Consider the following 11,985-nt stretch of genomic DNA (forward strand, 5'->3'; position numbering starts at 1 on the left):
GGTGAGGGCGGAGGCAGGGGAGGGGCGGCGCTGCTGGGCGGGAGCGCTCTGCCGTCCCACGCCTCGACCTGGGACGCGGCCTGGGCCGGGCCGGGCAGAGCCGGGCCGTGTCCGGCCCGGGGACGTGGCCCGCGCCCCGGGAAGCGTCGGGCGGTGCGTCAGGGCCTCAGGCGCAGCCCCCTCGGCGTCGGGACGAAGCCGGCTGCTTCCAGGGGGCGGGCCAGCGGTGAGGTCAGGGCGGGGTCGCCATTGGCGCGCTCCACGGTGATCGTGCCGAGCCGGCCGGCCCGGGCCGCGGCCGCCAGCGCCCCGCACGCGGCCGTCAGTGCCGGATCGTCCGGCTCGACGGCCCAGGCCAGCAGCGACTTGCCGCCACGCTCCAGGTACAGCACGAGTTCGCCGTCGACCAGCACCACCAGCGAGCCCGCCTTGCGGCCCGGCTTGTGGCCGGCGCCGCCCGGCGGCTCGGGCCAGGCAAGCGCCGCACCGTAGGCATTGGCCGGATCGGCCGCCGCGAGGACGATGGCCTGTGGGGAGGTGTGCGCGTCCGTCCCCCGGTCCCGGGCGGTCGCGGCGGCCCGCAGCCGGTCCACCGCGCCGTCCATCGCGAACTGGGCCGCGCCCAGGCCCTCGACCACATAGCCGCGCCGCGCCTGACCACTGTCCTCGAACGCGGCGAGGATCCGGTACGTCGCCGAGAAGCCGCCCTCGACGCCCTCGGCCTGCACCGCACCCCGCGTCACCACACCGTGCCGGTCCAGAAGGCTGCGCGCCAAGGCGTGGGCGCGATGGGTGGGGTCGGCCTCGCGGGGCACGAGCAGCGACCAGCGGCCCGAGACGGTCGGCGGCCCGGAGCGCGCGGCCGGCCGGGCCGCCGCGGTCAGCGTGCCGTAACGGCCGCGCGGCACCGGCCGCTTGGCGCGGTGGGCGGTGGAGCCCGCGGTGCGCCCCGAGCCGAGCAGCGCGCGCAACGGCGCGAGCGTGTCGTTGGTGAGCCGCCCCGACCACGCCAGATCCCAGACGGCATCGGCGAGTTGGGGGTCGGTCGCGTCGGGGTGGGTCGTGGCCCGCACCTGCTCGGCGAGCTGGCGGAAGAACAGGCCGTACCCGGGCGCCAGCGCGGCCAGCACCGCCTCGTGGAGCGCGGTCAGCTCCAGCGGATGCGGCGCCGGCAGGAGCAGCGGGGCCGCGTCCGCCACATACAGGGAGATCCAGCCGTCCTTGCCGGGCAGGGCGCCCGCCCCCGCCCACAGCACCTCGCCCGTCGTGGTCAGCTCGTCCAGGAGCGCCGCACTGTACTGCGACACCCGCGACGGCAGGATCAGCTTCTCCAGCGCGGAGGCGGGCACCGCCGCGCCCTGCAACTGCTCCACGGCGCGGGCCAGCCCGTCGATGCCGCGCAGCTCACCCCCGCCGACGTGCTGCCACTGGGGCAGGAACGTGGCGAGCGCCGCGGGCGGCACCGGCTCCAGCTCCTGGCGCAGCGCGGCCAGCGAACGGCGCCGCAGCCTGCGCAGGATCGTCGCGTCGCACCACTCCTGGCCGATGCCCGCCGGATGGAACTCGCCCTGCACCACCCGGCCCGCCGCCGCCAGGCGGTGCAGCGCCCCGTCCGTGACGGCGGCCCCGAGCCCGAACCGGGCCGCGGCACTCGCCGACGTGAACGGGCCGTGCGTGCGCGCATAGCGGGACAGCAGATCGCCCAGCGGGTCCTTCACCGGCTCCGTGAACGCCTCCGGCACCCCGACCGGCAGGGCCGTGCCCAGCGCGTCCCGCAGCCGGCCCGCGTCCTCGATGGCCGCCCAGTGCTCGACGCCGGCGACACGGACCCGGATGGCGCGCCGCGCGGCCTCCAGCTCCGCCGCCCAGCCCGGCTCCGCGCCCCGCTCGGCCAACTCGGCATCGGTGAGCGGCCCCAGGACCCGCAGCAGATCGGCGACCCCCTCGCCGTCCTTGATGCGGCGCTCCTCGGTCAGCCACTGGAGCTCCCGCTCCAGCTCGGTCAGCACATCGGCGTCCAGCAGCTCACGCAGCTCGGCCTGGCCGAGGAGCTCCGCCAGCAGCCGCGAGTCCAAGGACAGCGCGGCCGCCCGCCGCTCCGCCAGCGGCGAGTCACCCTCGTAGAGGAACTGTGCGACATAACCGAACAGGAGGGAGCGGGCGAACGGCGACGGCTCGGGCGTGGTGACCTCCACCAGACGCACCCGGCGCGCCTCCAGATCACCCATCAGCTCCGTGAGGCCCGGCACGTCGAACACGTCCTGGAGACATTCACGGACCGCTTCCAGCACGATCGGGAACGACCCGAACTCGCTTGCCACCTGCAGGAGTTGGGCCGCGCGCTGACGCTGCTGCCACAGTGGGGTGCGCTTGCCCGGGGTGCGCCGCGGCAGCAGCAGGGCGCGCGCCGCACACTCACGGAAACGGGAGGCGAACAGAGCGGAACTGCCGACCTGATCGGTGACGATCTGCTCGATCTCGCCCTTGTCGAAGACCGTGTCCGCCGCCCCCACCGGCGCCTGCTCACTGTCGTACGTCGCATCGCCGCGCGCCGCATCCTGGTCCAGCAGATCCAGACCCATCAGATCCGCGTCCGGCAGCCGCAGCACGATGCCGTCGTCGGCATGCATGACCTGCGCGTCCATGCCGTACCGCTCGGCGAGCCGCGCCCCCAGCGCCAGCGCCCACGGCGCGTGGACCTGCGCGCCGAACGGGGAGTGGATGACGACGCGCCAGTCGCCCAGCTCGTCACGGAACCGCTCCACCAGGATCGTCCGGTCGTCCGGGATGTGGCCACAGGCACGGCGCTGCTCGTCGAGATAGCCGATCAGATTGTCCGCCGCCCACGCGTCAAGCCCCGCGCTCAGCAGCCGCAGCCGCGCGTCCTCGGGCGTCAGCGAACCGACCTCGCGCAGGAACGCGCCGAGCGCACGGCCCAGTTCGAGCGGACGCCCCAGCTGATCGCCCTTCCAGAACGGCAGCCTGCCCGGCACCCCCGGCGCCGGCGACACCAGGACCCGGTCCCGCGTGATGTCCTCGATCCGCCACGACGTGGTGCCCAGCGTGAAGACGTCACCCACCCGCGACTCGTACACCATCTCCTCGTCGAGCTCGCCGACCCGCCCCCCGCCCTTCTTCGGGTCGGCCCCCGCCAGGAAGACACCGAACAGGCCCCGGTCGGGAATCGTGCCGCCCGACGTGACCGCCAGGCGCTGCGCGCCGGGCCGGCCCGTGACCGTGCCCGCCACCCGGTCCCACACCACCCGGGGGCGCAGCTCCGCGAACGCATCCGAGGGATACCGGCCCGCCAGCATGTCGAGGACCGCCGTGAACGCCGACTCCGGCAGCGCCGAAAACGGCGCGGCCCGCCGCACCAGCGCCAGCAGATCGTCCACCTGCCAGCTGTCCAACGCCGTCATCGCCACCAGCTGCTGCGCCAGCACGTCCAGCGGATTCGACGGAATGCGCAACGACTCGATCGCCCCCGACCGCATCCGCTCGGTCACCACCGCCGACTGCACCAGATCCCCCCGGTACTTCGGGAAGACCACCCCCGTGGAGACCGCACCCACCTGGTGCCCCGCACGGCCCACCCGCTGCAGCCCCGAAGCCACCGACGGCGGCGACTCGACCTGCACCACCAGATCCACCGCACCCATGTCGATGCCCAGCTCAAGACTGGAGGTGGCCACCACCGCCGGAATCCGGCCCGCCTTCAGATCCTCCTCCACCACCGCCCGCTGCTCCTTGGACACCGAACCGTGGTGCGCCTTCGCCAGCAACGTGGGCGCGCCGGTCGCCGCCCCCGAGCCGCCCATCAGATCGGCCGGCGCATGATGCTCGGGAAGCGGCGCCCCCGTCGCGCGCTCGTACGCGATCTCATTGAGCCGGTTGCAGAGCCGCTCCGCCAGCCGGCGCGAGTTCGCGAACACGATCGTCGAGCGGTGGGCCTGCACCAGATCGACGATCCGCTCCTCCACGTGCGGCCAGATCGACGGCTTCTCGGCGCCCTCCTGGGCATCGGAGGCGGGCGACCCCCCCAACTCGGCCAGATCCTCCACCGGCACCACCACCGACAGGTCGAACTCCTTGGCGGACGGCGGCTGCACGATCTCCACCCTGCGCTGCGGGGACAGATAGCGCGCCACCTCCTCCACCGGACGCACCGTCGCCGACAGGCCGATCCGGCGGGCCGGCTTCGCCAGCAGCTCGTCAAGACGCTCCAGGGACAGCGCCAGATGCGCGCCCCGCTTGGTGCCCGCCACCGCGTGCACCTCGTCCAGGATCACCGTCTCGACCCCCGCGAGCGCCTCACGCGCCGCCGACGTCAGCATCAAGAACAGCGACTCCGGCGTCGTGATCAAAATGTCCGGCGGCCGCGTCGTCAACGCCCGGCGCTCGGCCTGCGGCGTGTCCCCCGACCGGATACCGACCCGCACCTCCGGCTCCGCCAGCCCCAGGCGCACCGACTCCTGCCGGATGCCCGTCAACGGAGAGCGCAGATTGCGCTCCACATCCACCGCCAGCGCCTTCAGCGGCGACACATACAGCACCCGGCAGCGCTTGAGCCGGTCGGCGGGCGGCGGTGCGGCCGCCAGCCGGTCCAGCGCGGCCAGGAACGCGGCGAGCGTCTTGCCGGAACCCGTCGGAGCGACCACCAGGACGTCGGAACCCTCCCCGATCGCCCGCCAGGCGCCCTCCTGCGCCGCGGTGGGCGCGGTGAACGCCCCCGTGAACCAGCCGCGCGTCGCGGGCGAGAAGGAATCCAACGCTGTCCGTGCCATGGCCCCATCGTGCACCCAGACACTGACAACGGCCCGGAGCTGCGAGAATGGCAGGGTGAACGGCGTCGAGGAATGGGCACGGCACTGGCAGCACCACGAGCTGCCCGGCCTCGACCTGCTCCGCGCCCGCTACATCCACCACACCTTCCCGCGCCACGCCCACGAGGGATTCGTCCTCGGCGCCGTACGCACCGGCATCGAAGCCGTCGTGATGCCCGGCGAGACCGTCCGGGCCCGCCCCGGCACCGTCGTCATGATCAACCCCGAGGTGCCGCACGCCGCCCACGCCGGAACCCCCGAAGGCTGGACGTACGCCACCCTCTACCCCTCCGCCGAGCTGATCGCCGACATAGCGGCCGAGACCACCACCCTGGGCGGCACCGCCGTCTTCGCCCGGACCATCGTCGAGGACCCCGACACCGCCCTCCTCATCCAGGACGTCCACCGCGCCGCCGAACAGGGCAACGCACTGGCCGCCGACAGCGTCTTCCGCATCGCCGTCGCCCGCCTCCTTCGCCGCCACGGCCACGACCTGCCCGAGCGCACCCCGAGATCCGCCGGCGCCCGCGCCGCGGCCACCGCCCGCCTCCTCCTCGTCGAGCGCCTCGCCGAACCGCCCTCCCTCGAACAGCTCGCCACCGAACTCGGCACCAGCCCCTTCGCCCTGCTGCGCGCCTTCAAGACGGAGTACGGGCTGCCCCCGCACACCTGGCTGACCGGCGAGCGCGTACGCCGGGCCCGCCGCCTCCTGGACCGGGGCACGCCGCCCGCCGAAGCCGCCCTCGCCGTGGGCTTCAGCGACCAGCCGCACCTCAACCGCCACTTCACCCGCATCGTCGGCGTCACCCCCGGCGCCTACCGCCGCGAACGCACCGCGGCCCGGATACAGCCCTGGGCTCCCGGCAGCGCAAGAACGTACAAGAACGAGAACACCGCCCTCTTCTAACGTCCACGACGTGGCAACAGAACAGACAGCACCCCCGCAAACACCCCAGGAGACACCGCCCGGGCCCGGCGGCAAGCCCGACGCGGCCGTCGTCCGCGACGCCCTGGGCGTCGGCATCGCCGTAGGGCTCTCCGGCTTCGCCTTCGGAGTGACCTCCGCCGGATCGGGACTCGGCCTCCTCCAGACGTGCGCGCTCAGCCTCCTCGTCTTCACCGGCGCCTCCCAGTTCGCCCTCGTCGGCGCCCTCGCCGCCGGCGGCAACCCCTTCACCGCGGCCGCCGGCGCCTTCTTCCTCGGCACCCGCAACGCCTTCTACGGGCTGCGCCTGTCGCAACTCCTCGCGCTCCCCAAGGCGTTGCGGCCCCTCGCCGCCCAATGGGTCATCGACGAGACCACCGCCGTCACCCTCGCCCAGCCGACCCGACGCGCCGCCCGGATCGGCTTCACCGTCACCGGCGCCACCCTCTACGTGCTGTGGAACCTGACCACGCTCGCCGGAGCCCTCGGCGCGCGGGCCATCGGCGACACCGACGCCTGGGGACTCGACGCCGCGAGCCCCGCCGTCTTCCTCGCCCTCCTCGCACCCATGCTCAAGACCACCACCGAGCGCGTCACCGCCGCCCTCGCCGTCGTCCTCGTCCTGGCTCTGCTGCCCGTCCTGCCCGCCGGCGTGCCCGTCCTGGGCGCCGCCCTCGCCGCCCCCCTCGTGCTCTTCCTGAAGGGCCGCGGCGCCACCGCCACCGCTCCGGGCACGGGCCCGGACCCGGCCGGAGACGACATCACCGATCCGGGTCGATCCGGCGAGATCGGGAACTCCCCGAAAGGACAAGCACGTTGAACGTCTGGATCGCCATCGCCGCCACCGCCCTCGGCTGCTACCTCGTCAAGCTCCTCGGCCTGCTCGTCCCCGCGGGCGCCCTGGACCGCCCCCTGGTCAAACGGCTCGCCGCCCTGCTGCCGGTGGCCCTGCTCGCCGCACTCACCGCACAGCAGACCTTCAGCACCGGCCACCAGGTACTGCTCGACGCCCGGGCCGCCGGACTCGCGACGGCAGCCGTCGCCCTGCTCCTGCGCGCCCCGTTCCTCGTGATCGTCGCGGCAGCCGTGCTCGTCACCGCGGGCGCACGCGCCCTCGGCGGCTGAGCAGGCGCAGGACCGGGCGGACAGCGGCGAGGGCGGACCGGGGGCGGGGGCCCGCCCGGCAGAGCCGTCACGGCGCCCCACCGCCCCTCCCGGAGGCCGTGACGGCCCGCCTCACCCGATGGCGCGGCCGTGGGCGCGCAGCGTGCGCAGCGCCTCGATGGTCACCATCGGGCGGCACTCCAGCTCCGTGCCGGGCGCCCACGCGCGCCAACGGATCGGCCAGCCACCGTCCGCGCACTGCTCGGCCGCCAAGTGGTCGAGCGAGCGCCCCATCTCCTCGTCGGTGAACCAGCGCCGCGCCAGCGACCGGGGCCCGCGCGCATAGTCGTGCGGAAAGTGGTGCTCGCCCGGGGCGTACCCCTCGGCGACCGGATACTCCGCGATCCGCGCCGGATCGAGCACCGCGAGCCCCTGCCCCCGCACGAGCCGGCCGAGCCGGTCGGCGGCCGCCTCCGCCCGGGAACGGTCCGGGGCGCCGTCCAGGAACGCCACCGCCGCCTCCACCTCGTACGGATGCGAACCCTCCAGGGCGTCGACCGCCGCCCAGCAGAAGTCGGTGGCCCGGAACAGCCAGGCGTGCCACACCTGGTTGCGGTGCAGCAGCCCCACCACGGGACCGGTGGTCAGCAGCGCGCTCGGCGGATCGTCGACCACGGGCACGAACGGCGCCGCCGGATAGCCGCGCTGCGAAGGGTGCAGCGCCGGCAGCGCCCCGTCCCTGGTGGACACCTCCGTCAGATAGCGGCACATCCGCTCCACGCGCTGCCCGCCCAGCCGGCCGACCGAGTCCAGGACCCGCAGCGCGTGCGCGGTGTGCAGGGGCTGACTGACCGGGCCGCGCAGATCGGGCTCCAGCGCATGGCCGTAGCCGCCGTCGTCGCCCTGGTAGGCCGCGAGTGCCGCCTCGACGGCGTCGGCGTCCCCGCCGAGGAAGTGGTAGGCGAACCGGCGCTGTTCGAGCACCCTGGCCGTCAGCCAGACGAAGTGCTCGGCGCGCGCCAGCGGGGAGTCGGGGGAGTGGGGGGATGCCCCGGAACCAGCCATGCTGGAGACGGTAGGGCCCCCGGAGCCGCGGACCACCCCCACGGCCGGGGCTGCACTCCCAGGGGCGCGATACTTGAGTCATGCGGTTGACGATTTTCTGGGAGCGGATGGCCGACCACTTCGGCGCCGCGTACGCCGACTCCTTCGCGCGTGACCACGTGATGACCGAACTGGGCGGGCGCACCGTGCACGAGGCACTCGACGCGGGCTGGGAGGCGAAGGACGTCTGGCGCGCGGTCTGCGCGGCCATGGACGTACCCGCCGAACGGCGCTGAAACCCGCCCCGCGTCCGCCGGCGCCGCGAGGCCCCGCCGACGGCCCTTCGCGCACCGGCCGCGCACCGGCCCGACCGCCTTCGGGTGAACGGCACGGCCACGGCTGACGCTCCGGCCCGGGCGACCGGCCGGCCCGCCGCGGCGGGCCGGCCCGCGCGATCCGGCGGGAACGGATGCGAGGCCCGGCCCGAGCCCCGGCCGGTGACGGACGGTGGCGGCCCGCTGTCGGACCCATGGGCGAGACTTGCCCCGTGGCACCGACAGATGAGATCACCCCCGACGACCGCGCGGCCGACCGCGAAACCGGCCCGGCGGACGTCCGCGGAACCGACCGGACGGACAGCCGGGAGACCGGCCCGGCCGACGACCCGCCCGCCTCCGGGAAGCCCCCGACGAACCTCCTCGGGGCCGCCGGCCCCGCCCGCATGCCCCGCTGGCTGCCGCGTGCCGTCGTGCTGGTCCTGGCCCTGTACGCCTGCTTCCAGCTGGGCAGCTGGGCCTTCCACCAGCTCATCGGTCTGCTGATCAACATCCTGATCGCGTTCTTCGTCGCACTCGCCATGGAACCCGCCGTCGGCCGGATGGCGGCCCGCGGCATGCGCCGGGGACTCGCCACCTTCCTCGTCTTCCTCGCCCTGGCGGTCGCCACCGTCGGCTTCGTCGTGCTGCTCGGCTCGATGCTGGCGGGACAGATCGTCGACATGGTCGAGCAGTTCCCCCGCTACCTCGACTCGGTGATCAACTGGGTCAACCACACCTTCCACACCGACCTCTCCCGCGTCGAGGTGCAGGACAGCCTGCTCCACTCCGACTGGCTGCAGAAGTACGTCCAGAACAGCGCGACCGGAGTGCTCGACGTCTCCGCGACCGTGCTCGGCGGCCTCTTCCGGCTGCTCACGATCTTCCTGTTCTCGTTCTACTTCGCCGCCGACGGGCCCCGGCTGCGCCGGACCCTCTGCTCCGTACTGCCGCCCGCCCGCCAGGCGGAGGTGCTGCGGGCGTGGGAGATCGCGGTCGACAAGACCGGCGGCTACCTCTACTCACGCGGCCTCATGGCGCTCATCTCCGGCATCGCGCACTACATCCTGCTGGAGGTTCTGGGCGTCCCCTACGCCCCGGCGCTCGCGGTGTGGGTGGGCCTGGTCTCCCAGTTCATCCCCACCATCGGCACCTACCTGGCGGGCGCCCTGCCCATGCTCATCGCCTTCACGGTGAACCCCTGGTACGCGGTGTGGGTGCTCGGATTCGTGGTGGTCTACCAGCAGTTCGAGAACTACATGCTCCAGCCCAAGCTCACCGCCAGGACCGTGGACATCCACCCCGCGGTCGCCTTCGGCTCGGTGATCGCGGGCACGGCCCTGATGGGCGCGGTCGGCGCCCTCATCGCCATCCCCGCGGTCGCCACCCTGCAGGCGTTCCTCGGGGCGTACGTGAAGCGCTACGACGTCACGGACGACCCCCGCGTCCACGGCAGGCACCAGGCCCGCGGCACGTCCTGAGCGGGCGCGCGGCCGGTGCGGAGCCGGCGCGCGGCGGTCCCGGGAAGGTCCCGGGCAGCGGCGGAACGGGGCGGTCCGCCCGGCGTGGTGCGCTTGACACCAAAATCGAACATCCATTCTTATGAGGGTCCAGCCCTGTGTTTGCAAGGGTTCCACCGCGATTCCGGTGGAGTTATCCACAGGCTGGAAGGACGTCGGGGCCCATTGTCAGTGGCAGGGGTTAGCGTCTTTGACGTGAAGCGATCGACTCAAGCAAATCGGGTGGAACCCATGGCAGGAACCGACCGCGAGAAGGCGCTCGACGCCGCACTCGCACAGATTGAACGGCAATTCGGTAAGGGCGCGGTGATGCGCCTGGGCGAGCGGCCGAACGAGCCCATCGAGGTCATCCCCACCGGGTCGACCGCGCTGGACGTCGCGCTCGGCGTCGGCGGCCTGCCGCGCGGCCGCGTGGTGGAGGTGTACGGCCCGGAGTCCTCCGGCAAGACGACCCTGACCCTGCACGCCGTGGCCAACGCGCAGAAGGCCGGCGGAGCCGTCGCGTTCGTCGACGCCGAGCACGCCCTCGACCCCGAGTACGCCAAGAAGCTCGGCGTCGACATCGACAACCTCATCCTGTCCCAGCCCGACAACGGCGAGCAGGCCCTGGAAATCGTCGACATGCTGGTCCGCTCCGGCGCCCTCGACCTCATCGTCATCGACTCCGTCGCCGCCCTCGTGCCGCGCGCCGAAATCGAGGGCGAGATGGGTGACTCCCACGTCGGCCTCCAGGCCCGACTGATGAGCCAGGCCCTCCGGAAGATCACCAGCGCGCTCAACCAGTCCAAGACCACCGCCATCTTCATCAACCAGCTGCGCGAGAAGATCGGCGTGATGTTCGGCTCCCCCGAGACCACCACCGGTGGCCGGGCCCTGAAGTTCTACGCTTCCGTACGCCTCGACATCCGCCGCATCGAAACGCTGAAGGACGGCACCGACGCGGTCGGCAACCGCACCCGCGTCAAGGTCGTCAAGAACAAGGTCGCCCCGCCCTTCAAGCAGGCCGAGTTCGACATCCTCTACGGCCAGGGCATCAGCCGCGAAGGCGGCCTGATCGACATGGGCGTCGAGCACGGCTTCGTCCGCAAGGCCGGCGCCTGGTACACCTACGAAGGCGACCAGCTCGGCCAGGGCAAGGAGAACGCCCGCAACTTCCTCAAGGACAACCCCGACCTAGCCAACGAGATCGAGCGGAAGATCAAGGAGAAGCTCGGCGTCGGCGTACGGCCGGAAGAACCGGCCACCGACACCACCAAGGACGGCAAGGACACCAAGGACGCCGCGGGCGAGACCGCCCCCGCAGCCGACACCACCACGGTGCCCGCCCCCGCCACCAAGGCCAAGACGGCCAAGGCCACCGCCGCCAAGAGCTAGCGGTGACCCGCAGGACCGAGTGGACCGGCCCCGAGGAGCCCAGCCCCCCACGGGGCCGCTCCCGACGGGCCGGCCCGGACGGACCGGCCGACGCCACCCACACGGCCAAAGCCGACACACCACCAGCGCCCCAGGACCCGGCCGAGCGGGCGCGGGCCATCTGCCTGCGCCTGCTCACCGGGACCCCCCGCACCCGCAAACAACTCGCCGACGCCCTCAAGAAACGGGAGATCCCCGACGACGTAGCCGAAGAAGTCCTCTCCCGCTTCGAGGAAGTCGGCCTGATCAACGACGCCGCGTTCGCCGACGCCTGGGTGGAATCCCGCCACCACGGGCGCGGCCTCGCCCGCCGCGCCCTCGCCCGCGAACTGCGCACCAAGGGCGTGGACACCACCGTCATCGACGAAGCCGTCGCCCAGCTCGACCCCGACCAGGAAGAGGAGCGAGCACGCGACCTGGTGGCGCGCAAACTCCGCTCCACCCGCGGCCTCGACCGCGACCGCCGCCTGCGGCGCCTCGCCGGAATGCTCGCCCGCAAGGGCTATCCCGAAGGCATGGCCCTGCGCGTGGTCCGCCAAGCACTGCAAGAAGAAGGCGACGACGCGGACGACCTGTACGAGCCGTGACCCGTACGCGCCCCGAGCCACGGGAGGCTCGCGCGTACGGGCCCCGAGCCGCTGGGGGCTCGACCCACACGGGCCAACCCCCTGGGGTAGTGCCCTCCTCGACCCACACGGGCCAGCCCCCTGGGGTAGTGCCCTCTGGGATCAGGCCCCGCCGGGTCCGCCCGGCCCGGCCCGGGGGCCGGAACGAACTCGCACCGCCCGGCACCGGCCGCACCGCCCGGCACCGGCCGCACCGCCCGGCACCGGCCGCACCGC

The 11,985-nt window shown here is 73.4% G+C and carries 8 protein-coding genes and 1 pseudogene; 7 read left to right on the plus strand and 2 right to left on the minus strand.

Going from position 1 to position 11,985, the window contains the following annotated elements; all coding sequences use genetic code 11:
* Positions 1-158: 158 nt before the first annotated feature.
* Complete coding sequence (locus IE267_RS38690; RefSeq protein WP_189766495.1) at positions 159-4,784, minus strand: ATP-dependent helicase; 4,626 nt, start codon at positions 4,782-4,784, stop codon at positions 159-161.
* 55 nt (positions 4,785-4,839) lie between these two features.
* Here IE267_RS38690 and IE267_RS38695 point away from each other — a divergent pair, with 55 nt between their 5' ends.
* The 3 genes from IE267_RS38695 to IE267_RS38705 are packed head-to-tail and all read left to right on the plus strand — an operon-like array spanning position 4,840 to position 6,873.
* Entirely contained in the window at positions 4,840-5,730 is an 891-nt protein-coding gene (locus IE267_RS38695; protein WP_229861671.1) for a helix-turn-helix transcriptional regulator, read from the plus strand.
* Between the two features lie 10 nt (positions 5,731-5,740).
* On the plus strand, positions 5,741-6,568 hold the full coding sequence (locus IE267_RS38700; protein ID WP_229861672.1) for an AzlC family ABC transporter permease: 828 nt from the start codon (positions 5,741-5,743) through the stop codon (positions 6,566-6,568).
* Entirely contained in the window at positions 6,565-6,873 is a 309-nt protein-coding gene (locus IE267_RS38705; RefSeq protein WP_189766497.1) for an AzlD domain-containing protein, read from the plus strand. Before IE267_RS38700 ends, IE267_RS38705 begins: the two co-directional genes overlap by 4 nt.
* A 111-nt stretch (positions 6,874-6,984) precedes the next feature.
* On the opposite strand, the gene IE267_RS38710 is transcribed toward IE267_RS38705, so the two are convergent.
* Positions 6,985-7,917, minus strand: a complete 933-nt coding sequence (locus tag IE267_RS38710) for a hypothetical protein (protein ID WP_189766498.1) — start codon at positions 7,915-7,917, stop codon at positions 6,985-6,987.
* 80 nt (positions 7,918-7,997) lie between these two features.
* Here IE267_RS38710 and IE267_RS38715 point away from each other — a divergent pair, with 80 nt between their 5' ends.
* The 4 genes and pseudogenes from IE267_RS38715 to recX form a co-directional block, all read left to right on the plus strand.
* A complete protein-coding gene (locus IE267_RS38715) occupies positions 7,998-8,192 on the plus strand; it encodes a DUF3046 domain-containing protein (protein WP_161247070.1) in 195 nt (64 codons plus the stop codon).
* A gap of 425 nt (positions 8,193-8,617) precedes the next feature.
* Positions 8,618-9,691: an AI-2E family transporter gene (locus IE267_RS38720; RefSeq protein WP_190029618.1), complete on the plus strand. Its 1,074-nt coding sequence runs from the start codon at positions 8,618-8,620 to the stop codon at positions 9,689-9,691.
* A gap of 270 nt (positions 9,692-9,961) precedes the next feature.
* The gene (gene recA / locus IE267_RS38725; protein WP_189766499.1) at positions 9,962-11,104 is read left to right on the plus strand and encodes a recombinase RecA; all 1,143 of its coding nucleotides are present in this window, start codon (positions 9,962-9,964) and stop codon (positions 11,102-11,104) included.
* Positions 11,020-11,730: pseudogene (gene recX, locus IE267_RS38730) on the plus strand (recombination regulator RecX); the annotation flags it as partial. The gene recA and the pseudogene recX, both read left to right, overlap by 85 nt.
* Between the last annotated feature and the right edge of the window lie 255 nt (positions 11,731-11,985).

The sequence above is a fragment of the Streptomyces xanthochromogenes genome (assembly GCF_014650455.1).
GTDB lineage: Bacteria > Actinomycetota > Actinomycetes > Streptomycetales > Streptomycetaceae > Streptomyces > Streptomyces xanthochromogenes.